The 23,978-nt window shown below is 62.5% G+C and carries 27 protein-coding genes; 21 read left to right on the forward strand and 6 right to left on the reverse strand.

The features are described 5' to 3' along the window. The first annotated feature begins 24 nt into the window (after positions 1–24). Both XW59_RS04155 and XW59_RS04160 read left to right on the forward strand, forming a co-directional pair. A complete protein-coding gene (locus XW59_RS04155; protein ID WP_047143868.1) occupies positions 25–888 on the forward strand; it encodes a DUF6772 family protein in 864 nt (287 codons plus the stop codon). Continuing rightward, positions 888–1,223, forward strand: a complete 336-nt coding sequence (locus XW59_RS04160) for a hypothetical protein (protein WP_047143510.1) — start codon at positions 888–890, stop codon at positions 1,221–1,223. The genes XW59_RS04155 and XW59_RS04160 overlap by 1 nt, the downstream gene beginning before the upstream one ends. Before the next feature lie 104 nt (positions 1,224–1,327). Here XW59_RS04160 and XW59_RS04165 read toward each other — a convergent pair whose 3' ends face one another. Genes XW59_RS04165 through XW59_RS04180 form a run of 4 tightly spaced genes read right to left on the reverse strand, consistent with a single transcriptional unit; the run spans position 1,328 to position 5,212 of the window. Next, the gene (locus XW59_RS04165) at positions 1,328–2,140 is read right to left on the reverse strand and encodes an ABC transporter ATP-binding protein (protein ID WP_047143511.1); all 813 of its coding nucleotides are present in this window, start codon (positions 2,138–2,140) and stop codon (positions 1,328–1,330) included. Then, a complete protein-coding gene (locus tag XW59_RS04170; protein ID WP_137326979.1) occupies positions 2,137–3,177 on the reverse strand; it encodes an iron chelate uptake ABC transporter family permease subunit in 1,041 nt (346 codons plus the stop codon). The genes XW59_RS04165 and XW59_RS04170 overlap by 4 nt, the downstream gene beginning before the upstream one ends. After that, a complete protein-coding gene (locus XW59_RS04175; RefSeq protein WP_047143513.1) occupies positions 3,174–4,217 on the reverse strand; it encodes an iron ABC transporter permease in 1,044 nt (347 codons plus the stop codon). Before XW59_RS04175 ends, XW59_RS04170 begins: the two co-directional genes overlap by 4 nt. After that, positions 4,214–5,212, reverse strand: coding sequence for an iron-siderophore ABC transporter substrate-binding protein (locus tag XW59_RS04180; RefSeq protein ID WP_246665995.1), 999 nt, complete (start codon positions 5,210–5,212; stop codon positions 4,214–4,216). Before XW59_RS04180 ends, XW59_RS04175 begins: the two co-directional genes overlap by 4 nt. 319 nt (positions 5,213–5,531) lie before the next feature. On the opposite strand from XW59_RS04180, the gene XW59_RS04185 reads away from it, so the two are divergent. Beyond that, positions 5,532–7,655: a TonB-dependent siderophore receptor gene (locus tag XW59_RS04185; RefSeq protein ID WP_047143515.1), complete on the forward strand. Its 2,124-nt coding sequence runs from the start codon at positions 5,532–5,534 to the stop codon at positions 7,653–7,655. Between the two features lie 47 nt (positions 7,656–7,702). Here XW59_RS04185 and XW59_RS04190 read toward each other — a convergent pair whose 3' ends face one another. Then, on the reverse strand, positions 7,703–8,596 hold the full coding sequence (locus XW59_RS04190) for an AraC family transcriptional regulator (protein WP_136067929.1): 894 nt from the start codon (positions 8,594–8,596) through the stop codon (positions 7,703–7,705). Between the two features lie 337 nt (positions 8,597–8,933). Here XW59_RS04190 and XW59_RS04195 point away from each other — a divergent pair, with 337 nt between their 5' ends. The 10 genes from XW59_RS04195 to sbmA all read left to right on the forward strand — a co-directional run bounded on the left by XW59_RS04195 (position 8,934) and on the right by sbmA (position 16,480). Continuing rightward, the gene (locus tag XW59_RS04195) at positions 8,934–9,314 is read left to right on the forward strand and encodes a DUF1801 domain-containing protein (RefSeq protein WP_047143517.1); all 381 of its coding nucleotides are present in this window, start codon (positions 8,934–8,936) and stop codon (positions 9,312–9,314) included. Between the two features lie 103 nt (positions 9,315–9,417). Next, on the forward strand, positions 9,418–10,014 hold the full coding sequence (locus XW59_RS04200; protein ID WP_047143518.1) for a L,D-transpeptidase: 597 nt from the start codon (positions 9,418–9,420) through the stop codon (positions 10,012–10,014). 179 nt (positions 10,015–10,193) lie between these two features. Then, positions 10,194–10,334 (forward strand): ABC transporter, encoded by a 141-nt coding sequence (locus XW59_RS04205; RefSeq protein WP_082137395.1) that lies wholly within the window; start codon positions 10,194–10,196, stop codon positions 10,332–10,334. Positions 10,335–10,481: 147 nt separating this feature from the next. Then, positions 10,482–11,099, forward strand: coding sequence for a hypothetical protein (locus XW59_RS04210; RefSeq protein ID WP_047143519.1), 618 nt, complete (start codon positions 10,482–10,484; stop codon positions 11,097–11,099). A 186-nt stretch (positions 11,100–11,285) separates the two neighbouring features. After that, positions 11,286–11,873: a protein-S-isoprenylcysteine O-methyltransferase gene (locus tag XW59_RS04215; RefSeq protein WP_047143869.1), complete on the forward strand. Its 588-nt coding sequence runs from the start codon at positions 11,286–11,288 to the stop codon at positions 11,871–11,873. A 10-nt stretch (positions 11,874–11,883) separates the two neighbouring features. Then, positions 11,884–12,642: a hypothetical protein gene (locus XW59_RS04220; RefSeq protein ID WP_047143520.1), complete on the forward strand. Its 759-nt coding sequence runs from the start codon at positions 11,884–11,886 to the stop codon at positions 12,640–12,642. Between the two features lie 112 nt (positions 12,643–12,754). After that, complete coding sequence (locus XW59_RS04225; protein WP_052957976.1) at positions 12,755–13,348, forward strand: 2'-5' RNA ligase family protein; 594 nt, start codon at positions 12,755–12,757, stop codon at positions 13,346–13,348. A gap of 94 nt (positions 13,349–13,442) precedes the next feature. Further along, positions 13,443–13,799, forward strand: a complete 357-nt coding sequence (locus XW59_RS04230) for an ArsC family reductase (protein WP_047143522.1) — start codon at positions 13,443–13,445, stop codon at positions 13,797–13,799. Between the two features lie 131 nt (positions 13,800–13,930). Next, positions 13,931–15,085 (forward strand): YbfB/YjiJ family MFS transporter, encoded by a 1,155-nt coding sequence (locus XW59_RS04235; RefSeq protein ID WP_136067933.1) that lies wholly within the window; start codon positions 13,931–13,933, stop codon positions 15,083–15,085. A 138-nt stretch (positions 15,086–15,223) separates the two neighbouring features. Beyond that, a complete protein-coding gene (gene sbmA, locus XW59_RS04240) occupies positions 15,224–16,480 on the forward strand; it encodes a peptide antibiotic transporter SbmA (RefSeq protein WP_047143523.1) in 1,257 nt (418 codons plus the stop codon). A gap of 12 nt (positions 16,481–16,492) precedes the next feature. Here the strand turns inward: sbmA and XW59_RS04245 are convergent, their stop codons facing one another. Further along, on the reverse strand, positions 16,493–17,464 hold the full coding sequence (locus XW59_RS04245) for a polysaccharide deacetylase (protein ID WP_047143524.1): 972 nt from the start codon (positions 17,462–17,464) through the stop codon (positions 16,493–16,495). 167 nt (positions 17,465–17,631) lie between these two features. On the opposite strand from XW59_RS04245, the gene XW59_RS04250 reads away from it, so the two are divergent. From XW59_RS04250 to XW59_RS04285, 8 genes are all read left to right on the forward strand, one after another. Continuing rightward, entirely contained in the window at positions 17,632–18,297 is a 666-nt protein-coding gene (locus XW59_RS04250; RefSeq protein ID WP_047143525.1) for a tetratricopeptide repeat protein, read from the forward strand. A 9-nt stretch (positions 18,298–18,306) separates the two neighbouring features. Beyond that, entirely contained in the window at positions 18,307–19,743 is a 1,437-nt protein-coding gene (gene der / locus XW59_RS04255) for a ribosome biogenesis GTPase Der (protein ID WP_047143526.1), read from the forward strand. A 236-nt stretch (positions 19,744–19,979) separates the two neighbouring features. Next, on the forward strand, positions 19,980–21,071 hold the full coding sequence (locus XW59_RS04260; protein ID WP_136067970.1) for a cell wall hydrolase: 1,092 nt from the start codon (positions 19,980–19,982) through the stop codon (positions 21,069–21,071). 220 nt (positions 21,072–21,291) lie between these two features. Next, positions 21,292–21,702, forward strand: a complete 411-nt coding sequence (locus XW59_RS04265) for an AtpZ/AtpI family protein (protein WP_047143527.1) — start codon at positions 21,292–21,294, stop codon at positions 21,700–21,702. Positions 21,703–21,740: 38 nt separating this feature from the next. Beyond that, positions 21,741–22,490 (forward strand): F0F1 ATP synthase subunit A, encoded by a 750-nt coding sequence (locus tag XW59_RS04270; protein WP_047143528.1) that lies wholly within the window; start codon positions 21,741–21,743, stop codon positions 22,488–22,490. A gap of 73 nt (positions 22,491–22,563) precedes the next feature. Further along, entirely contained in the window at positions 22,564–22,791 is a 228-nt protein-coding gene (locus XW59_RS04275; RefSeq protein ID WP_047143529.1) for a F0F1 ATP synthase subunit C, read from the forward strand. A gap of 62 nt (positions 22,792–22,853) precedes the next feature. Next, a complete protein-coding gene (locus XW59_RS04280; RefSeq protein WP_047143530.1) occupies positions 22,854–23,414 on the forward strand; it encodes a F0F1 ATP synthase subunit B in 561 nt (186 codons plus the stop codon). A gap of 4 nt (positions 23,415–23,418) precedes the next feature. Then, complete coding sequence (locus tag XW59_RS04285; protein WP_047143531.1) at positions 23,419–23,898, forward strand: F0F1 ATP synthase subunit B; 480 nt, start codon at positions 23,419–23,421, stop codon at positions 23,896–23,898. The last annotated feature ends 80 nt before the right edge of the window (positions 23,899–23,978 follow it).

A 23,978-nucleotide genomic window follows, 5' to 3' on the forward strand; every position in this document is an offset into this window, starting at 1 on the left:
ACGACGAAGGAAATGACCGAAGCGATGCGGCTCGCAATGCTGCACGCCAATCCGAAGCTAAGCCGTTTCGATCCCCTGCCGCGCATCATCAGTCACGACGAATTCGCGAACGGTCATTGCGGCTGGTCGCAGCTTGTCGGCAACTATCAGGATGATCTCGACACGATGCTGCCCGGCTATGCGCAGCACACCAGCGCCATGTTGTCGACCTTGCCGCACTGGGATGCCGGCTCGCACGGAGGCATGGGCTCGTCCTATGCGCTGAAGATCGCAACCCGCCCGCGCGTGGGAGCCCAGAACGCGGCGATCAAGCGCCACACCTTCCGCCATCGCGGCAGGATTCGCTTCGAGGCCTATTTCACCTTCAAGCCCGAGGCGCGCGAATTGAAGCTCAGCGAGACCGACGTGCGGTCGGTCGGCTTCCTGTTCGATCTCCAGTCGGGGGACACCGACAAGGGCGGCGAACGGGTGATGCCGCATCTGCGCTTCCTCAACGCGCTCGACGGCAGGCACATACAGAAATGGCAGTTCAAGCAGCGCACCACCGAGTTCCATCCGATGGGCGGCGACAAGATAATGAGCCATTATCACCTGGCGCCCGAGGGGTGGGAGGATCTGCCCGGGGGCGACCAACGCCTCTGCTACAACGAGATCGCCACCAAGATAAACTGGACCTATCTCTGCTTCGACTTCGACCTCGATGCGATGAAGGCCCTGTCTTTCCGCTGCAACGACCGCGAATTCGACCTGTCGACCTTCGATTCGATCCGCATACCGGCGATGAAGAACCTCTGGTGCATGTTGAACTTCGTGCTGTTCGCGGAAACCGATACCGACAAGCGCGCCTTCCTCTATGTCGATTCGATCTGCATTTCGGGGGATTTCTGATGCTGCCGGAAAATATCACCGCCATCGTCGCCCGCAACGAACACTGGGCGGGATCCGCGGCGAGCGAGCCCTACGAGGCCGGCTGGGCGCATGAGGCCGTCTTCTTCGTGCGCGCGCTCAAGGAGCCGACCGGAAGCCAGCCGAAAGTCCGCGTCGAGATCTCACCTGACGGCATGCACTGGATTGCCGAGGGAACGGAAGCGGCAATGCCGGCGCACAAGGATCAGATCGCCGGGCTGCGCGTAAAACATTTCGGCGGATGGCTTCGCATAGCGGCGGATTTCGACGCCGATGCAACCAGCGCCGTGCTGGTCACGCTGCATCTGAAAGCCTAGGCTAGCCGGCCGGCTTTTGCCGGAACCGTCGAGGTTTTCAATCAGATTGGTTATTCAAGGCGCTGGCTGGAGAGCCGGTCGTCAGCGCACGCATCGACGGGTCGTCAGCGAGCTTGCCCCGTCGTCATGCGATGCCGGCCTATCGGAAGCATGATCGGCCTGTCCGAGGTCGGATCGGTGATGATGCGGCTTTCAAGGCCGAAGACCTGCCTCACGTTCTCCTCCGTCAGCACATCTTCCGGTTTGCCGGAGACGTGCAGCCGCCCTTCCGCCATTGCGACGAGGTAGTCCGCATAGCGCGCCGCGAGATTGAGATCGTGAAGCACCATGACGATCGTTGTTCCGCGCGTACGGTTGAGATCGGTCAGTAGATCCAGCACTTCGACCTGATGGCTGATGTCGAGAAACGTCGTGGGCTCGTCCAGCAGCAGAATCTCGGTCTGCTGCGCCAGCGCCATGGCTATCCAGACACGCTGGCGTTGCCCACCCGAGAGCTCCTCCATCGGCCTTTCCGCAAGCTCGGCGGTTTTGGTGGCCGTGAGCGCGGCGGCCACGGCTTCGTCGTCCTTGGCCGTCCAGCGCGAAAACGTGCCGTGATGAGGATGTCTTCCGCGGCTGACGAGGTCGGCGACCACGATTCCTTCCGGTGCGATCGGAGACTGGGGAAGCAGTCCCAGTCTGCGAGCCAGTTCCCGCGACGGCGTGCGGTGGATCGACTTGCCGTCGAGAAGCACATGTCCGTGGCGCGGCGAGATCAGCCGCGACATCGTGCGCAGGAGCGTGGACTTGCCGGAAGCGTTGGCGCCGACGATCGTCGTAATCTTCCCGGGCGGCACCGCGAGGTCGAGCCCGTCCAGAATGATGTTGTCGCCATAGCCCGCCGAAAGCTGGCTCGCGACGAGGGAATTGGTGATCATAGCGAGGCTCCGCTCCGATTGGCGCGCACGATCAGGAAAATCAGATAGGGGGCACCCAGCGCGCCGGTGATCACGCCCACCGGATAGCGGCTCGGCAAAAGGAACTGGCCGCAATAATCGCCCGCCAGCACAAGCAGCGCCCCGACCAGCGCCGCCGGAATCAACAGCGATCCGTTGTTCCCTATCGTGCGGGCCGCAATGGGCCCGGAGAGGAAGGCGACGAAGGCGATCGGTCCCGTCACCGCGGTCGCAAAGGCGATCACGCCGACCGCCGAGACGATGACGATGATGCGGGTCCTGGCAACCCCGACGCCCAGCGCCGCGGCCGTGTCGTCGCCCAGCCTCAGCGCCTCCAGGTTTCGCGCCTGGCTCAGCAGAAGCCCCCCGAGCACGGCAAGCGCCAACAGAAGCGGCGGCGCCTGGTCGAGTTGCGCGCCGTTGACGCTGCCCGTCAGCCAGCGCATCGCCTCCTGCAGGTTCCAGGCGGGCGCGTTCGACAGGATATAGGCGATGAAGCTTTCCAGCATGGCCGACACGCCGATCCCGACAAGGATGAGCCGCGTTCCGGCAACGCCGTTCCGGAACGACAGGACATAGATCAGCAGCGCGACACCCAGGCCGGAGGTCACCGCAAGGATCGAAACGGCCGGTCCTTTCAACGACAAGACGACGATGGCGAACACGGCCGCGGCGCTCGCGCCCCAGTTGATGCCGATGATGTCCGGACTGGCGAGGGGATTGCGCAGCATGATCTGGAAGGCCGCGCCGCCCAGCCCGAAGCTCAGCCCGGCGAGGACGGAGAGAACGGCGCGCGGCAGCCGTAGCTGTTCCACGGTGAAGCTTGCGCCGGGCACCTGCTCGCCGAGCAGCACGCGAATGACTTCGCCCGGCGGCGTGAAGGACTGCCCCAGCGACAGGGTCAGAGCGAAGAATGCTGCCAGAAGGATCAGCAGAACGGCGATCACGACATGGCGCCTGCGAGCGCGGTGGCGCCGGCTGCCGACGATGGAACCGGTCGTGGAGGAAAGCGTCGTCACAGCTCGCGGACCCGTTGGCGCCTGACAATCCAGATGAAGAACGGCGCGCCCACAAAGGCGGTGACGATGCCGACGTCAAGCTCGGCCGGTCGGGCGACGATCCGTCCGACGATGTCGGCGGAAATCAGCAGGCATGCGCCGATCAGCGCGGAAAACGGCAGCAGCCACCGATGATCGACCCCGACCAGCAAACGGCACAGATGCGGCACGACCAGTCCCACGAAGCCGATCGGCCCGCAAACCGCCGTGGTTGCTCCACACAGCAGGATCGCGCCGAACGCCGCGACGGCGCGGGCCACGGCCGCATTTTCACCAAGCCCGGCCGCGAGCTCGTCGCCCAGGGCCAGCGAGTTCAGCCTTCGTGCCGACATGAGGCTGATGACAAAACCCACCGCGAGGAACGGCAGCACGTGGGAAATGCCGTCGAAGGTTGCTCCGCCCACGCCGCCGATCTGCCAGGAACGGATGCCGCCGGCGATGTCGTTTCGCGGCAGCACCACCGCAATCACCAGGGAGGAGAAGGCGACGGAGGTGGCTGCACCGGCGAGCGCCAATTTGAGGGGCGTCGCTCCGCCCCGTCCCATCGAGCCGATGGTATAGACGAAGACCGCCGAGCATCCGGCGCCCAGAATGGCCGTCCAGATATAGGCATAGGCGGAGGCGATGTTGAACCAGGCGACGCCGATGACGACGGCGAGCGACGCCCCCATATTGACGCCCAGAATGCCTGGATCGGCGAGGGGGTTGCGTGTCACGCCCTGCATGATCGTTCCCGCCAGTCCAAGCGCTGCCCCGGCGAGCAGGGCAAGGAGGGTTCGCGGAATTCGCACCGTGACGGCGGCCTGGCCGATGCTGTCGACCTGGCCGCCAAGGGCCGCGACGACATCGCTCCAGACAATTTCGCGCGTGCCGATGCCTACCGAGAGAAGGCACAGCACCGCGAGGGCCGCGATCAGCACGGCCAGCCAGAGGCTCTGCATACGGCTCGACCTGCCCGGAAGCAGGGGCCGGCCGGATGGTTCGACTTGGTTGCTCGTCATTGGGAATGTCTGGCAGCCCCGGCGAGCAAGGCCACGTAATCCTTCAACACCCACGAGATCGAAAGCGGCGTCGGATTTGCGGCCGTGCCGAGGGGATCCCCGCCCAGCATGACAACCGCATCATTGGCGACGGCCGGCATTCTGGACGTGAGCGGGTTGGCCGCCAGCGCATCGAGCAGCTCCCGGCTGCCATAGGTCACGACGATGTCGACGTCATCGAACGCATCGATCAGTTCCGCGCTGATGGCGCCCGAAAACCGGCCGGGAGCGGAAGCCTCCACGACGCTTTTCGGCGATTTCAATCCCAGATCGGCGAAGAACTTCACCCTCGTGTCATTGGTGGTGTAGAAATTGACCGTGCTCAGATCGGTTGCATCGAGATGAGTGATGAACATCGCCGATTTGCCCTGAAGATCCGGGTATCCGGCAACCACGTCGTCGATTTCGGCCTCGATCTCCGCAATCAGGGTCTCGCCCTCGGCGGCCATGCCCAGCCCGGCGCTGTTGAGGCGTATCATTTCGCGCCAGTCGGTGCCCCAGGCAGATTCGGGATAGGCCACGACCGGAGCGATCTGGCTCAGCGTGTCGTAGTCGGTCTGGCTCAGGCCGGAATAGGATGCCAGGATCACATCGGGATTGGTGGCGGCGACCGCCTCGAAATCGATGCCGTCGCCCTCGTCGAAAAGCACCGGCTTGTCGGCGCCGAGCTCGGCCAGCTTCTCGGCCACCCAGGGCAGGACCCCGTCGCCGTCGTCATCGCCGAAATTGGCTGCGGCAAAACCGACCGGCACGATTCCGAGCGCCAATGGAACTTCGTGGTTCGCCCAGGCGACCGTCGCCACCCGTTCGGGCTTTTCGGCGATGGTCGTCGTGCCCAGCGCATGCTTGATGACGATGGGATAGGAGGTGCCGTCCCCGGCCCAGGCGTAGCTGAACGCAATGATCGACAGCCATGTCGCGGCCAAGGGTACGGACGAACGGAAAAACCGCAGCAACGGCATAACTCCAAGACGCTTTAAGTTGACCTCCATTCTCAGCTTCAATGGGCAACGTCAACTCCGGTGCCGACGCCTCTGGGAAAGAGCGGCGAAGTTTCCGTGGGTTTCTACAAAACCGCAGGAATCTACAATACTGGATAAGGTCTCTCAAGTTATTGGCGCCATCAGGTGATATCAGGCATTTTCCGCCGGTGACCGCGGCCAGGGGCTCCGGGTGGTTAGAATGCTTCCCATGATCATCCCCAAGGCACGCATTCCCGGCAAGGTCGGCGCTCCATAGCCGCCTGTCGGCAACATCAACTTCTGGAACTCGACCATGCATATCGAAACAACGGACGGCAGCAAGAGACCGGTCCTCATCCGCTATCGGAATGCGACACTTCTGGGTACGGCGATCGTCGCTTTCACGCCGGCCTCATTGCTGGCCCAGGAGGTCGAGGCTTCCGGTCCCGTCACGGTACTCGAAGCGATCACCGTCGAGGGGACCGGTGGCGATGACGATGCAAGGTCGATCGTCGCCACGCAGACCTCCAGCGGCAGCAAGATGGCCACCGACATCCTGGACACGCCGGCTTCGGTATCCGTGATCACCGCCAAGGAGATCCAGCAACGTGGCGCGCAGAGCGTCGAGGAGGTGTTGCAGTACACCGCCGGCGTGACCACCGATTTCTACGGATCGGATGACAGGTTCGACTTCTTCAAGATTCGGGGCTTCGACGCCTACACCTATCGCGACGGGCTGACGCTGGGCCGTCCCTTCGGCGGTGTCCGGGAAGAAGCCTATGCCTTCGAGCGCGTGGAGGTACTGAAGGGCGCGAATTCCACGCTCTTCGGCGTCGCGGACCCGGGCGGTTCGGTGAACTATGTCACCAAGCGGCCGAAGCATGAGAGGTTCGGCGAGGCCTTCGTCACCGGCGGATCGTTCAAGCGCGCGGAGGTCGGCTTCGATTTCGGCGACAACATCACCAGTGACGACACGCTGTCCTATCGGTTTACCGGCAAGTTCAGGGATGCCGACGACGAGTACGACTATTCGCGAGACGATCAGAAATTTTTCATGGGCGGCCTGACATGGCGTCCCAGCGACGCCACCAGCCTGACCGTCGTCTACGATCACCTCAATCGCGACGGCGTTCCCGGCAGCGGCGGCCATCCGGTGGGCTCGAATTTCGACAGAAGCCGTTTTTTCGGGGAACCTGATTTCAACTATCGCGGCACGAACAGAAACACGGTCAGCGTCATGCTGGACCATGATTTCGGCTCCGGTCTGAGCTTCAGCTCGAACGCTCGCTACAGCGATACCAAAACCGACTTCGGCTACGCCTATGTTGCCCGCACGCCGACGGATGGCTCCACGATTGCCGGCCGGGATTTCTTCGCCAACGATTATTCGAGCGAGAATTTCATCGTCGATGCGCGCCTGCAATACGATACGAGCTTCAGCAATGTGGACAGTCGCACGCTCGTCGGTGTCGAATACAATTCCCTGTCGTCCGACAACGACACATATTGGGGACCTGCGCCGGACATAGACTGGACCGATCCCGTCTTTACCGGAGCGCCGGGATCGCTTCCGGCCATCGTCGGCACGCAAAGCGACCAGAAGACCACGGCCCTTTATTTCCAGCAGGATCTGACCTTCGCGGAAAGATTCATCGCGACTGTCGGGTTGCGGAATGACTGGCTCGACACCACGCAGACAAACAAGCTCACAAACACTGTGGCCGAGGGCGACAACAGCGAGTTCACGAGCCGCCTGGGTCTGACCTACAAGGTGACCGATGAGTTTGCGACCTATGCGAGCTACGCCGAGTCCGTCGCTCCGCCGACCGTAGGCGTCGAGCCCGAGCGCGGAGAGCAGTTCGAGGTCGGCGTCAAATATCGGCCCGCAGGTTTTCCCGCCTTGTTCAGTGCGGCCGTCTACGATCTGACCAAGAAGAACATCACCGTCAACGTCACCGATCCTTTCCCGCGTCAAACCACGATCGGCGAAGTCCGCGTCCGCGGACTGGATCTCGAGGCCAAGGCGGAGCTGACGAACAATATCAGCCTGACCGCGGCATACTCATACCTCGATTCCGAGATCATCGAGGACGGCGATACCGGCAACAAGGGCAATCGCCTGGCCATGGTGCCAAAGCATATTGCGTCGCTGTGGGCCAACTATACGTTGGAAGGCGAGGGGGCCCGTGGCGACATGACGTTCGGTCTCGGCGCGCGTTACAAAGGTTCTTATTACTTCGATGACGCAAACACCGCCGGGACTGGAAGCAGCATCGTGTTCGATGCCGCTTTCAGCTACAAAGTCCAGGAAAACACCTCGCTCGAGGTGAATGTCAGCAATCTGTTCGACAAGAAACACATCGCCAATGGCGGCTTCGGAGCGGATTTCTACAATCCCGGCCGCGCGGTTTACGCAACGCTGCGCCACACCTGGTGACGGCCCCGTCCCGTCCGAAGCTCATTTTTCGGATGGGACGTCCCGGTTCAGCGGATCCGCTGCATGCGCCGCCATACGGCTGGCGTTTCTCCGGCGATCTGCCGGAACGCCTTCGTCAGGTGAGCCTGGTCTGAAAACCCGAGCTGGGCGGCGATGCTTGCCACCGACGCGTCGCTTTCCAGCAACAGCTTTCGTGCAAGATCGATGCGCTTTCCAAGCTGCCACTGCAATGGGGTCTTGCCGGTCGTCTGCTTGAAGACGTGGGCGAACCAGCTTTCGGACAGACCGACCGTCGCGGCCATCTCTGCAACGGTGAGGCGGCAATCGCCGCGGGCGTCGACGCGCGAGACGAGCTTGTTCATCTGCGCTTGAGTGAGCCTGCCATTGGCGGGCTCGCTGTCATGCTCGGGAATATCCAGAAGGCCGGTTACGATGCTGCCTACGAGGCTTTCCGCGTAGACCGCATGTTTCGAGGGCGTCGACACTTCGTCGACCAGCAGGCCCGCCAGCGCTTCGATAGCCGCGACATCCTGAATTTCCACCGGACGGCGCAACGCCGACTGTGCCACCGACAATCCGACCGACGGTGACAGGAATCTCAACAGCCGGTCCTTGTGAACATGCAGATCCAGATGCGAGAAGCGATGCATGGACGTGAAATTGGTCCACAGCGGCACGCCGGCAGGCACATAGATCGCGCGCGTCATCGGTCGGGAATGCCGCTCGAAACCTCCGCCTACGTTGGACATGCGGATCTGCGACGACACGTCGTTGAAAAAGAACACGATGCGCGGATCGGGGGAGAGGTAGTAGCCCGTTGCGCCGGGCTGGCCTTCCGCGTCCCAGAAGACGCTCATCAGGCCGTCGAGCCCGCGCCATTTGACCGGCGCCAGCGCCCGAATGCCTTCCGTATGGCAAGTCATCGAATGCCGATAACTCAATGTCGTAAGCCGTCCACGCGTGATGTTGAGGATGACAAGCCTGCCTGACGAGCTATTGTGATGAAGTGCTTCATCTGGTCGGCTTGTCCGACGGTGTCCCAGCGAGCGCGCCGCGGTCATTCATTCGACCGGCCAGCGCTCCTAATATGAGCCTAATTATCATATTTATTCATCCTGGCAAGCCGCTCGATGTGAAACTGCTACTAGGAAGCCCTCCGCCGACGTGCCTCTTCGGGGAGGGGGAAGGGAAGCGGCCGCCACTATATCGTGATGGGACAGGCGGTAAATGCATGCTACTATGACTGCAGGTTTATCGTTTAAGCTGTGGAGGGGACCCATGGCCAAGACGGATTTCAAGAGCATCGACGAATACATCCAGACGTTTCCGCCCGATGTTCGGGAAAATCTCGAGGCAATACGCAGCGCTATCCAAGATGCGGTACCCGAAGCCGAGGAAGTGATCAGCTACCAGATCCCGGCGCTCAAGTTTCATGGCTGGGTCTTCTATTTCTCCGCCTACGCGAAGCACTATTCGCTTTCCTGCCCGCCGCCTTTCAGCGTGTTCACGGCGTTCGAGGAGGAACTTCGCCCCTACGCGCAGTCCAAATCCACCGTGCAATTTCCCAAGAACAAGCCCATTCCTCTCGAACTCATCGGAGCGATGGCGAAATACCGGGCTCGGGAAAATCTTGGAAAGACGAATGCCCGGAAGAATTGACCATCCTCAAGAAAGACGAGCATCGACCAATGACAATGCGTTCATCCGTACATTGCTGCCGTTTACGATCTCATCCGGTCCGCCCGGTTTCGGAGATCGGCAAATGAATAAGGCCACGCTTACGCGACGGGGAATTATGCTGGGTGGTCTGGCGCTTTTGACTTCGGGATGCACGTCGATGGGGCAGTCGGACCAGCCCCTGTCGTTCGCGTCTCCGGCTCAGGCGGGCGTGGATCCGGCATTCAGGCGGACACGCGTCAGATATGAATATCCCGGCGAGAGCCCGGGAACGATCATCGTCAACACCTCCGAGCGTTACCTCTATTTCCTGGAGGAAGACGGTTGGGCGACCCGCTACGGCGTCGGGGTCGGGGAGGAGGGGCTGACGCTGAAAGGCAAGGCCACCATCGGTCGCAAGGCCGAATGGCCGTCCTGGACGCCGACCGCCAACATGATGAGGCGCAAGCCACATCTCGTGCAATATGCCGGCGGTGTCAGTGGCGGCCTTCACAACCCGCTGGGCGCGCGTGCGCTCTATCTCTACCGCAACGGTCGCGACACGATGTTCCGGCTGCATGGCACCAACGAGCCATGGACGATCGGCAGCGCCGTGTCGAGCGGATGCATCCGGTTGACCAATGACGACATAACTCATCTCTATGAGCGCGCCGAGGTGAAGTCGACGGTGGTGGTCATATGAGACGGTTCGAATGCATCGGATGCTGAAACGGCTTCAACTCATTGCATTTTATGTAACATTCCGTTACGGAAACTAGATGCAAACTGTTGCTTTCCTGCACTAGGCACTGGAACGAATCACCATTATTACTAGTTCTGTACATATGGCGGTCTTTTTCCGTCTCTTGAAAGGATAGCTAAATGAGCAGATTTTTAATCGCTATAGTTGCCGTCCTCGCGGTTTCCGGCCTGAGCGCCTGCGACACGATCGGCAAGGGGAAGGGGAAAGCTCCGCCGCCAGTCGTTGAGCCGGTTCCGGAACAGCCTCCGGTCTACAAGTAGCAACTGGCCTTGGTCGGTTTTCGGGAAGGGTCCAATCGGGCCCTTCCCGACACATCTCCAGCCCTGGCAGGCTGGCCTTGAGGTACGCCACCGCGTAGGTCAGGCGTCCGGGTGGCTTTACTTCTGAACTCCAGGTTCAGGGACGAGATGATATTGGTAAGCAGCCGTCTACTGTTTGCAGCCTTCCTCGCGATTATCGTGGCGGCGTGCCAGACAGGCGGAGATACACAGACGCGCCCCGACGGCGGCAATGGCGGCGCGGCCGGTTCGGCGCAACAGAACCAGGTCACGAATTCGCGCTACTTCATCGAGTACCGCTCGCGATACGCTCTCAGCTATGGCCATTCCTATGTCATTTTCGGCCGCCTCGACCAGTCGGGCAGGATGATCAATCCCGAGGTGGCAGGTCTTCACCCGGCTTCGGACAGCGCCGCGCCCTATGTGCTGGGGCACGTCATGCCCGTTCCGGCCGAAACCGGCGAGAGCGACGGCGATCTGGAAGACGAATACCGCTCGGCGAGCTGGCGGGTCATGCTGAGCGAAGCCGAATACCGCAAGGTCGTCGCCTTCATACGCAATCTGCAGGCGAGCTCGCCCATGTGGCATGCGGCCCTCTATAACTGCAACGCCTTCGTCGCCGATATCGCCCGCTCCATGGGATACAAGACGCCCTTCATCTGGCTTCGACCGCAGCAATTCATCATCCAGCTGAGAGAGATGAACGGGGGCACGGGCTACACCGGTCCCCTGGAAACCGCTCAGTGAGCTCGCCGCCCGGCCGGCGATCGAAAAGGCTGGATGGCCATGCCTTGGCGACGTATTATGATTTGAACGGCATTGGACGTTGGCCTCCGATTTTCGAGCTGGTCCGATGCTCTAGCAAGGGATGGGTCGCTTCTTGTACGTTTGGACGCAAGGCGATTCGGCGGGAGATGATGTGACGAGGTGAGCATTACGATGGCTTCAGCCGGCGAGGTCGTTTGGGTGCTTGGCATCGTCGCATGGTATATCATCCGATACCCTTTCGAGCGGCGCGCCAAGCGGACGCGCGTGGTAAGCGACCAGCGCTCGCTTTCGGATACCGTGGCTCTCATGGCGGCTCTGTTCGGCATGGCGATCCTGCCGATATTCTATCTCGTCACCGGAATTCCCCAGGCGGCCGACCGTCCCGCCAGCCTTTGGTCCGTCGCCCTGGGGGCGGTGGTTTTCATCGCGGCGCTGTGGATGTTCCGAAGGTCACACAAGGAACTCGGACGCTACTGGTCGATCACCCTCGAAATCCGCGAGCGCCACAAATTGATCTGCGACGGGCCCTACGCCTTCGTCCGCCACCCGATGTACACCTCGTTTCTGCTCATGGGGCTTGGCCAGGCGTTCCTGCTGCCGAACTGGGTCGCGGGGCTGGCCGGCCTTGCCGGCTTCGCGGTGCTTTTCTTTGCAAGGGTGGGCAAGGAGGAACGCATGATGCTGGAGAGCTTCGGCGAGCAGTATCGCGACTATATGGGAAGAACCAAGAGATTGATCCCTTACCTTTACTAGCAGGGGGCAGATGCGAGGCCGCGCGATAAAACTCTCGGCGCCCAGACGCCTCGTCGGCGACCTGATGAGGTTCTCGATCGGGGTGCCGAGGATCACGGTTCAACGCCAGATGAACATCCGGCCCCTGGTCCAGGCCAGGGCCGGGCAGGAGGCGAGGCCCTCCTGGAGCGTACTCTTTCTCAAGGGCTACGCACTTCTTGCCCGCTCCACGCCGGAGCTTCGCCAGGCCTATGTCAAATTGCCCTGGCCGCAGCTCTACCAATATCCGACGAGCGTGGCCTCGGTCGCCTATGAGCGCGAGCATGACGGTGAACGGGCGGTGCTTCTGAGCCGCATCAAGGGACCGGAGCACCATTCGATCGGGGAGCTCGAAGCCTTGCTCAAGGAAGCCCGAACACTTCCGGTGATGGAGGTCAGGGATTTCCGCCGCGCCTTGAAACTCGCGCGAATGCCGACCCCGCTCCGGCGATTCGTCATGTGGCTTGGACTGAATTTCGGCCGCCAACGGGCGAATTATTTCGGCACGTTCCAGTTTTCGGTCTATTCGGGCCTTGGCGCGGAATCGCTCAATCCGCTCACGCCCCTGACCACGCTTCTCAATTACGGCACGATCGGCAAGGACGGATCCGTGACCGTCCGCATTCACTACGATCATCGCGTGATGGATGGCGCCGTCGTCGCCAGGGCGTTGGAGAAGTTCGAGGAAATATTGAACGGCGCCGTCGCCGACGAGGTGCGGCGCGGTCATGCCGGTGAAACGGCGGGCTGACTGCCGAACGTTTTCCGGAACATGGATCATCGACGCTCCCATATTGCAAATGTTCACTATTTGTTCCACAAAGGAACAGGTGCGGCGCTGCTGAGTAAATGGGCATGTGCCAATGCAAGGTGTGTTCGAGTTTTGCCGCGATCCGCTGCCTCGCAGACCGAGGCGGCCGGAGCGGCTGATCTTCCTGCTGTTTCCGAAGGCTTGTGCGCGTGCGTCCGTGGTGCGGCTCGCGAGCGATTTCGTGTGTGACAATCAATTGACGGGGTCTTTGTTGCGTGAGGAGAGGCTGCATGTCTCGCTGCAGCATGTTGGGGATTATCCCCACCTTCGTACCAAGTTCGTCTATGCGGCGACGCAGGCGGGCAAAGCGATCGCGATGCCGCCATTCGAGGCGGTCTTCCGTTCGATCGGGAGTTTCGAGGGCGCGCCGTCGACAGGCGCGCCGCGCCGCCGGCCGCTGGTGCTTCTGTGCGAAGGGGAGGGGCTTTTCGAGCTCCACAGAAAACTTGGCGTGGCAATGGAGAGGAACGGCCTGAGGGCTGTGGCACATTTCAGGCCTCATATGACCTTGTTCTATGGGTTCAAGACGGTTCCCATGCAGCCGATAGAACCGATCACCGTCGTCTTCGACCGGTTTTTCCTGATCCACAGCGAGGTTGGGCTCGGGATTTACAATGAGGTTGAGGAATGGCCGCTGGCGGTTTGAGGCGTCGTTCTGCTATCTCGGGGATGCTGCGCTTCGATGATCTCCATGCGGCCTCCTGCCGATGATGGCGCGACGCCAACGAAAGGACGAATGAATGACGATCACCATGTATGGCATCAAGAATTGCGACACCGTGAAGAAGGCGCGCAAATGGCTTGAGGATCATGGTGTCGACTATGCTTTCCACGACTACAAGACGGCGGGTGTCGATCGCGCCCGCCTCACGCGCTGGCGCGATGAGCTCGGTTGGGAAATCCTGTTGAACCGCGCGGGCACGACCTTCCGCAAGCTTCCGGACGAGGAGAAGGCGGGTCTCGACGCCGATCGTGCGGTAGCGCTGATGATTGCGAATCCCTCGGCGATCAAGCGTCCCGTGCTCGAACTGGAGAGCGGGATCCTGGTGGGCTTCAAGCCCGAGCTTTACGAGCAGGCGCTGGCGTCGGAAGGCTGACGGTCGCTCAGGCCCTGGCTCGAGGTCGCTGGGTCAACGCATCGCCGCATGAGGTCCATCGCGGGACGGATTCTTGGGCCAGCACGATTTTCGGGTTGTGCCGCCGCCCCGAGCAAATAGTTTGCGCGGACATGGACTCATCCTCGCGCTCCTCCGTCCGTTACGCGGTTGCCGGCATGCTCGCCATGGCCGTCGCCATGGGTATCGGACGCTTCGTCTACACGCCCATCCTGCCCGGCATGATGGACGGTCTCGGCCTGTCCGCTTCCGACGCCGGATTGATCGCATCCGCGAACTACGCCGGGTACCTCCTGGGAGCGATATTGGCGGCGGGAGCCTGGGCACGCGGTCATGAGCGGCTGCTCGCCATGGGCAGCCTGGCGGCGAGCGCCCTGCTTGCCGCCCTGATGGGTCTGACCGGCGAACTCGCTTCCTTTGTCGCGATCAGGTTTCTGGCAGGTCTGGCCAGCGCTTTCGTCATGGTATTCCTGACCACGATCATCTTCATGCGCCTCGCACAGGCCGGCAGGAGCGATCTGCAGGCCTGGCATTTCGGCGGGGTCGGGCTCGGCATCGCGGCCTCCGCGGTCATGACCGGCGCGCTCCATCTCGCCGATGCCGCGTGGACGGCCAGCTGGCTCTGGGCCGGGGCGCTTTCGGCGGCGGGTTTCCTGGTCGTCCTGCTTCTCGTCGACGGCGACAAGGTCGCTGTCGGTCGGCCACAGGCCGAGCCGCCGCTGCCGCGCAACGCGGCGCTCACGAAGATCATCATTGCCTACGGCATATTCGGCTTCGGCTATATCGTCACCGCGACGTTCCTCGTTGCAATCGTCCGGCAGGGAGACGCGGGCCCGCTGTTCGAATCCGTGGTCTGGCTCGCGACCGGCCTTGCCGGCCTGCCTTCGGTGTGGATCTGGAACCGTCTGGCGCGCCGCTTCGGACTGACCGCCGTATTCGCCGCCGGCTGCGTGGTCGAGGCCGTGGGCGTGGTGGCGAGCGTCAGCCTCGGCGGCTATGCCGGTCCGCTCATCGCGGCGGTGCTGCTCGGCGGAACCTTCATCGCCGTCACGGCGATCGGCCTGCAGCTCGGGCGCGAGCTGGCGGGCGCTGCCCAGCGCCGCGCGCTCGCGCTCATGACGGCCGCTTTCGGCGTCGGGCAGATACTCGGCCCGATCGTCGCCGGCATCGTCGCCGACAGGACCGGAAGTTTCGTCGCTCCGTCGCTGCTCGCCGCGTTCGCGCTCGTCGTCACCGCTGCGTTCGGGGTCGCCGCGCGCAAGGCGTGACAAGCGTGCCGAGCTGGCGTTTCCTTGCTTTTGCCGCACTTCGCGCCGTTTGTGGCGGTGTCAAACGGCCGATAAGACCTGGCGAAGATCCATCGAAGGTCGAACGGCTCCCATCGATCACATTACGGGAATCCCACAGTGTTCGTATCGTTTTTTCCTCAGCCAAGGCTGTTCTTCACCTCTGCTGTGGTGTGGAGCCTGCTGGCAATTCTTCTCTGGTATTTCGGCGGCGCGCAATTCGGCGCGGTTTTCGGGCTGCCGCCGCTTGCGCAAGGCCAGCAGCCGATCATCGGCGTCCAGGTTTTCTGGTCTTCGGCATTTCTCTGGTTCTACATCTATTACACGGTGGCCGTCGGCCTCTTCGCCGCGTTCTGGTTCTGGTACCGGCCACATCGCTGGCAGATGTGGTCGATATTGGGTTCCGCGCTGATCATCTTCACCACCTATTTCTCGGTGGAGGTCAATGTGGCGGTGAATGCCTGGTATGGACCTTTTTACGACCTCATCCAGCAGGCGTTGGCCAAGACCGCCCCGGTCACCATCGGCCAACTCTATTCCGGTATGCTGGTCTTCGCGGGCATCGCCTTCGTGGCGGTCACGGTCGGCGTCCTCAGCCTCTTCTTCGTCAGCCACTGGATCTTCCGCTGGCGCACGGCGATGAACGAATACTACATGTTTCACTGGGACAAGCTCCGGCACATCGAAGGCGCGGCGCAGCGCGTCCAGGAAGACACGATGCGCTTTTCCACCGTGATGGAAGGGTTGGGCGTCAATCTCGTCCGCGCGGTCATGACGCTGATCGCCTTCCTGCCGGTGCTCTTCACGCTGTCGGCGGACGTGACGGAATTGCCTTTCGTCGGCGAGGTGCCTTACGCCCTGGTCGTCGCAGCCGTGTTCTGGTCGGTCTTCGGAACCGCCTTCCTCGCGCTTGTCGGCATCAAGCTGCCGGGGCTCGAATTCCGCAACCAGCGCGTCGAGGCGGCTTATCGAAAGGAGCTGGTCTATGGCGAGGACGATTCCAATCGCGCCGACCCGGTCTCCGTCGCGCAGCTCTTCCACAATGTGCGGCGCAACTATTTCCGGCTCTATTTCCACTACATGTATTTCAACATCGCCCGCATCTTCTACCTGCAGGCGGACAACATATTCGGCACCTTCGTGCTCGCGCCGTCGATCGTCGCCGGCAAGCTGACGCTCGGCGTGATGACGCAGATCCTCAACGTCTTCGAGCAGGTGCGGATGTCGTTCCAATATCTGGTGACGTCCTGGACGACGATCGTCGAGCTGCTTTCCATCTACAAGCGCCTGCGCGCTTTCGAAGCGACGATCGAGGGAGAACCCTTGCCCGAGATCGACCGGCGCTTCCTGGAGCGCGAGGCCGCGCAGGATGCGTGAGGCGTGGCGGCGTCAGCCGCCCGCCGGCACTTCCGCACGGATCGCCTCGTCGATGTAGCCGCGATAGCTGACGCAGCGCACTTCCGCCTTCACGCAGACCTTTTCGGCGAAGCGTTCCAGCGCGCGCCAATAGGCGCCGCCATTCATCAGGGTGAAGTGAAAACCGTATTGGAGCGGTACGCGCTCGCCACGGTACTGCGCCTCGAACGCGGCGTTGAAGGCATCGAGCGTGCGCTGCTCGAATGCGCCGTCCTCGTCGGCCGTCTCCTTGCCGCCGGAATGGCGGACATAGAGATTGTAGTCCATGGCGATCACCGGCCGTGCCTTCGGCCCCTCCGGTATCATCGGCAGGGAGAAGCGCAGCGTCGAGTCCTCGACGTCCGGCTGTGCCGGGCCTCTCGACACGCCGCTCGCGTCATAGGCGAAGCCATCGGCGGCAAGCGCGGCGTAGAGCTGCTTGCTCGCCGAAAGATAGGGTGCGCGAAAACCGACGATGTCGCGCGTGGCGAAATCGCGCCAGCCTTCCGGCTCGCCGGGAATATCGTTGAGCTTCCAGCTATCAACCAGAATTTTGCGGAATTCGGCGAACTCCTGAAGCCAGTCAGCCTTGCTCCACTTTCCACCATCGAAATGGCCGCAGGCATGGCTGGCTATGTCGTGCCCTTCGAGATGCGCGTTCCAGACCTGGCCGAGACGGGCGGCGACGTCGTCCTTGGAATATGCGTAGCCGACATTCGACCGGCCAGCGCTCATGCCCGGCGGCTGGTAGACGTTCCTGGTTTCGCGCGACAGAAGGTAGACGCAGGAAAGGAAATAGGTGAATTCCGCCCCGGTTTTCCGCGCCAGCGCCCGGCTGCGTTCCCATTGCGGAACATCGAGCGCGCCGTCGAAGGATATGACGACATATTGCGGCCGCTCGTCCGCGATTGCGAGCGATGGTGTGAGGACAAGCGCAAGGGAAAGCAGACAACGCGAAACAATCATCGAGGAGGTGCAACTCGGATAGGTTGAAAGCGCGGCAAACTGCGGGGCAATTGTGGCGATGATGCGAAACCGTGCCGCAGGCGGTCTGCGGCTTTTTCTTCCCTCCCCCTTCCATGCCAACGAAATTCCGCTAAAACCCATGCCAACATTGCGGGGTTGTTAGCTCGATGTCCGACGACAGTTTCATTCGTGAGGTAAACCAGGAGCTTCGCCAGGATCAGGCGAAGGCGCTGTGGAGACGTTATGGCCCCATCGCCATAGCTGCCGCGGTGCTGATCATCCTCCTGACATGTGCCTATGTCGGCTTCCGTTATTGGAACGAAGTGCGCGCGAACCGTTCCGGCGACGCTTATACGCAGGCCCTCGCGCTTGCCAGCGACGGCAAGACCGACGAAGCGCTGGCGGCCCTGAAGGAACTCGAGCAAAGCGGCTATGGCGCCTATCCGGTGCTGGCGCGCATGCGTTCCGCGACGCTTGCCGCGCAGTCGGGTGACGCCGCGGGCGCCGTATCCACATTCGATGCGGTCGCGGCCGACGGTTCCGTGCCGATGTCGATCCGCGACATGGCGCGCCTTCGCGCAGCCTTCCTCCTGGTCGACCACGGCTCCTATGCGGACGTCTCCTCCCGTGTGGAGACCCTGACCGCCGACACCAATCCGCTGCGTCATTCGGCGCGCGAGGCGCTCGGCCTTGCGGCGTGGAAGGAAGGACGGGCGACCGACGCGCTGGCCCTGTTCGACCAGATCACGGACGACCAGACCGCGCCCGCGAACACGCGGCAGAGAGCTACGCTGATGGCCGAACTCATCCGCGGCTCCGGCGCTGCTTCCTGATCCGCCGCGATGGGCTTCAAGATCGCGATCATAGGCCGGCCGAACGTCGGCAAGTCGACGCTTTTCAACAGGCTGGTGGGGCGCAAGCTCGCGCTCGTCGACGACACGCCGGGCGTCACGCGTGATCGTCGCGTGCATCCGGCGAAGCTCTATGATCTGCGTTTCGAGGTGATCGACACGGCCGGTCTCGAGGACGCCGGCGCGACGACGCTCGAGGGACGCATGCGCGCCCAGACCGAGACCGCGATCGACGAGGCCGACCTCGTCCTCTTCCTCATCGACGCCAAGGTCGGGCTGATGCCCGACGACCGCACCTTTGCCGACGTGGTCCGCCGCACCGGCAAGCCCGTGGTGCTGGTCGCCAACAAGGCGGAGGCGCGCGGGGCGCAGGGCGGCATGCTGGAGGCCTGGGAGCTCGGGCTTGGCGAGCCCATTCCGATTTCCGCCGAGCACGGCGAGGGCATGCCCGACCTGCGCGAGGCGATCATCGCCGTTTTGGGCGAGGAGCGCGCCTTCGAGGAGGAAGAGGACAAGGCGGTCGCGACGGCCGCGACCAGCGGCCTGGTCGGCGACGACATCGACGACCCTGACGCCGAAATCCTCCCCGCCTACGACGAGACGAAGCCGTTGCGGATCGCGGTGGTCGGGCGACCCAATGCCGGCAAGTCGACGCTGATCAATGCCCTGGTCGGCGAGGAACGGCTGCTGACGGGACCAGAAGCCGGCATCACCCGGGATTCGATCTCGGTCGACTGGGACTGGCGCGGCCGCAAGATCAAGCTTTTCGACACGGCCGGCATGCGTCGCAAGTCGCGGGTGCAGGAGAAGCTGGAAAAGCTTTCCGTGGCCGACGGACTTCGCGCCATTCGCTTCGCCGAGGTGGTGGTCATCGTCTTCGACGCGACGATTCCCTTCGAGAAGCAGGATCTCCAGATCGCCGATCTCATCATTCGCGAAGGCCGCGCGCCCGTGCTCGCCTTCAACAAATGGGACATGATCGAGAACCGCCAGGAATTGCTGGCGGAGCTGCGCGAGAAGACCGAGCGTCTGCTGCCGCAGGTGCGCGGCCTGCAGGCGGTGCCGATTTCGGCCGAGACCGGACGCGGGCTCGACAAGCTCATGGAGGCGATCGAGAAGACCCACCGCGTCTGGAACAGCCGCGTTTCCACCGGCAGGCTCAACCGCTGGCTCGAAGGCGTCGTCGGGCATCATCCGCCGCCGGCCGTCGCCGGACGCAGGCTGAAGATCAAATACATCACCCAGGTCAAGACGCGGCCGCCCGGTTTCGTCTTGTCGTGCTCGCGCCCCGAGGCGATGCCGCAATCCTATATCCGTTATCTGGTCAACGGCCTGCGCGAAACCTTCCAGATGCCGGGCGTTCCGATCCGCATGGTTCTGCGCGCGTCGGAAAACCCGTTTGCGGGCCGGGCGAAGAAGCGCGGCTGAGCCGGTCGATCACGATATTTTCAACTGCCGCAGCGTCACGTAGTGCCCGCCACATTGACGCCTCACACACTCCGTTAACGCTCCATCAAGGTTAATGCATCACTATCGCCGGCGATTGGGTTGTGGTGCGTTTCTGGAGAGTTTCTGTGCTGCGTCGACAGTTTTTGCGCAGGCGAGACATCGCCGGCAATAAGCGTTCTCTTGCTGCTCCCCTGATAATCGGCCTCGGCATATGGATGGGCTTCCCGTCCGCGGTCGCCTATCAGGATATGGTGAGCTTCGTCTCCGGCCTGGAAGGGCAGAAGGAGCGCTGGGGCGCGTTCGTCGAGAAATCGGTGGCAGGTTCCGTCCATCAGGCGGAGATGCCGTTCGTCGATTCGACGATGACGGGATCGCTCTCGGGCAGCGGCCTGCAGGCGCCCGGCGTCGGTTCGGTGGCTTTCGTGGGCAAGAACGGAAGCGTCAGCGAGACGCCGGACGAGCTGCGCGTCAACCGCGGCGAGAAGCGCGGCCGCATCGTCAACGTGGCGCCGGTGGCCCCGCCGAAATCCTTTTCCGCCGGCTCCGTCTTCGATCGCACCAGTTCGCTCCTGGATACCGGCGTCGCCCCCCAATTGAGGATGGCCTTCGTTGCACCCGACATAAAGGGCCATGAAATCCAGATCGCCGGCGCATTCCACCTCAAGGAGGAGAAGAAGCTCGATCCCGGCGTTCCCGCCATGCTGGCCTCGCTTATCACCAGCGAGAAGGCCGACGTCCTCGCGACGGCCTATGCGCCGTCGGAGCCGGACTACGCGGCCGCTTCGCCTTTTGCGAGCCTGTTGAAGGACGAGGATCCCAACGCCGGCCGCTTCGTCCCGCCGATTGCGCAGGGCGACCATGCGTGGATGAGCAAGCCGCTGCCGGCCAGCGTCTTTTCGGACAAGGAGCAGAAATGCCTTGCCGAGGGGATCTATTTCGAAGCGCGCGGCGAGGATCTGAAGGGTCAGGCCGCGGTGGCGCAGGTGATTCTCAACCGCGTCCGCAACCCAGCCTATCCCGCCACGATCTGCGGGGTCGTCTATCAGAACGAGAATTGGCGCAACCGCTGCCAGTTTTCCTTCGCCTGCGACGGCACGCGGCCGCGCGTGCGCAGCCCCTATAACTACAAGGTCGCCCAGGACATCGCCATGGCGGTGACGGCGGGCAAGATATTCATCCCGGAAGTAGGTTCGGCGACGCACTACCATGCCACCTACGTGCATCCGCGCTGGGCGCGCACGATGGAGAAGGTGAAGAAGATCGGACTGCATATTTTCTACCGCACCTATGGCGGTGGCTGGAGCTAAGCGCCGCCGGCCCGAGGCCCCGAAAAGCGGGGATTCGCCCCATCCTTGCTTCCGCCGGGGGCGGGCGCATTGTCGCAGATGGCTATCTCTCTGATTCTACATTGGAAAATACAGCGGTCGAGTCTCCCCGACTCGGCTTGACTGGCGCAATGCCCCTAACTATGTTGCGCGCGACTTAGAAGCGGAGAGCCAAAGGCGCTTTGCGGGGCAGGAGGTTGCGATGGCCGGGACGAATGGGCCAGACGAAACCGGAAAGACCGGCTCGGGCAAATCGGCCGAAGGCAACCTTCGCGATGAAGACCTCGTGCGCCGCAAGCGAGAGCTTGAAGCGGCACTGGCCGCGAGGCGGCCGAAGACGGACGAGGGGCAAGACAAATCCGGGACCGGCTCCATGGCGGGTTTCGGTCAAGCAATGAAGCTCTCGAGCGAATTCATCGCTGGTGTGGCTGTAGGGGCAGGGCTTGGATGGTTCATCGATCAGGTGGCGGGAACGTCGCCCTGGGGTCTGATCATCTTCCTGCTCTTGGGTTTTGTCGCCGGCGTTCTGAACGTCCTGCGCTCTGCGGGGCTGGTGGCGGAACCCGGGCCTAAGGCGGAAGAGAGCCGGAAGGCTCATCCGGAAAAGAAATGACTGTGCCAGGCGGCACGTGACGAAACGAGGATGACCGAGTGGCCGACGATCCGATCCACCAGTTTCAAATCTCCAAATGGATTCCGATCGAAGTCGGCGGGCTCGACTTTTCCTTCACCAATTCCTCCGCCTTCATGGTGGCGACGGTCGCGACCGCGGGGGCGTTCCTCTATCTGACGACGTCGAGCCGCGGTCTCATTCCGAGCCGCCTGCAGTCGGTGTCTGAGATGTCCTACGAGTTCGTCGCGTCCATGCTGCGCGATGCGGCCGGAACGAAGGGCATGCGGTTTTTTCCGCTCGTGTTCTCGCTGTTCATGTTCGTGCTCGTGGCGAACATGCTCGGCATGATTCCCTATTTCTTCACCGTCACCAGCCACATCATCGTGACCTTCGCCCTTGCCATGCTCGTCATCGGAACGGTGGTGGTCTACGGCTTCTGGAAACACGGGCTGAAATTTCTTCATCTCTTCGTCCCGAGCGGGGTGCCGAAGGCGGTGCTGCCGATGGTCGTGCTGATCGAGCTGATCTCGTTTCTGTCGCGCCCGGTCAGCCTCTCGGTCCGTCTCTTCGCCAACATGCTTGCCGGGCACATCACGCTGAAGGTGTTCGCGGGCTTCATCACCTCGCTCAGCGCGCTCGGTGCGCTCGGCATCGGCGGCGCCATCCTGCCGCTGTTCATGACGGTCGCCCTGACCGGTCTCGAATTCCTGGTGTCCTTCCTCCAGGCCTATGTGTTTGCAGTCCTGACTTGTATGTATCTGAACGACGCAGTTCATCCGAGCCACTGACGGGCACAAGTTCAACGGCGAATTCTCGCCAATCGAAAAACCGCAATCTCAAGTTCATCAAAGGAGTTCTGACATGGAAGCGGAAGCAGCAAGGTACATCGGCGCTGGTCTGGCATGCTTTGGTATGGCCGGCACGGCGCTCGGCCTCGGCAACATCTTCGGCAACTATCTTTCCGGCGCGCTGCGCAACCCGTCCGCTGCCGATGGCCAGTTCGGCCGCCTGATCTTCGGCTTCGCCGTTACGGAAGCTCTGGGCATCTTCTCGCTTCTGATCGCGCTTCTGCTGCTCTTCGCGGTCTAAGCCTGAAGCCATATTTGCCGGCCGCAATCGGGCGGCCGGCTCATCAATGACAGGGGCAGTGCATGTTCGTGGCACCTGCATTCGCGCAGGAATCTGAGACGCATAGCGAAACCGGCGTTGCTCACGAGGCCGGGGGCGCGTTCCCGCCCTTCGATTCCTCGACCTATCCCTCGCAGATCCTCTGGCTGGCGATCACGTTCGGGCTGTTCTACCTTTTCCTGCAGAAGGTGGTTCTTCCCCGCATCGGCGGCATCCTCGAGGTGCGCAGCGATCGCATCGCCCAGGATCTCGACCAGGCGGCGAGGATGAAGGAAGAAGCCGACGCGGCCGTCGCGGCCTATGAGCAGGAGCTCGCCACCGCCAAGGCAAAGGCGAACGCGATCGGCCAGGAAGCGCGCGACAACGCCAAGGCCGACGCGGAAGTCGAACGCAAGCGGGTCGAATCCAGCCTGGATAAGAAGCTTGCCGAAGCCGAAGCGCGGATCGCGCTCATCAAGGATGCCGCGATGAGCGACGTCGGCACGATAGCCGAGGACACGGTGGGCGCCATCGTTCAGGAGCTCGTCGGAGCCAAGGTGGACAAGTCGGCCGTTTCGGCCGCGGTCAAGGCGGCGAGGAGCTAGGACGATGGACGCTACATTCTGGGCAACGGTCGGCCTCGTCATCTTCCTGGCGCTGCTCGTCTATCTCAAGGTTCCGGGCATGGTCGGGCGCTCTCTCGACGCCCGCGCCGAAAGGATCCGCAACGAGCTGGACGAGGCACGCCGCCTGCGCGAGGAAGCGCAGCAGCTTCTCGCCGAGTATCAGCGTCGCCGCAAGGAAGCCGAGCAGGAAGCCGGCGACATCGTCGCCGCCGCCAAGCGCGAGGCCGATCAGCTCGTGGAAGAGGCCAAGCAGCGTACGGAAGACTATGTCGCGCGCCGCACCCAACTTGCCGAGCAGAAGATCGCCCAGGCCGAGCGGGACGCGGTGAACGAGGTGCGTGCGAGCGCCGTCGACATCGCGGTGGCCGCCGCCGGCCGTCTGCTCGCCGACAAGGTGGACGCCAAGGCCGATGCGGTGCTTTTCAAGGCCGCGCTCGACGACGTGAAGACTCGTCTCAACTGATCTGTCGGGATTTTCGAACGATCAACGCCGCCGGCTCTGCCGCGCGGCGTTTTTCATTTTTGGCGAAGCGGCCGACGCGC

The sequence above is a fragment of the Aquamicrobium sp. LC103 genome (genome assembly GCF_001014615.2).
Lineage (GTDB): Bacteria > Pseudomonadota > Alphaproteobacteria > Rhizobiales > Rhizobiaceae > LBCQ02.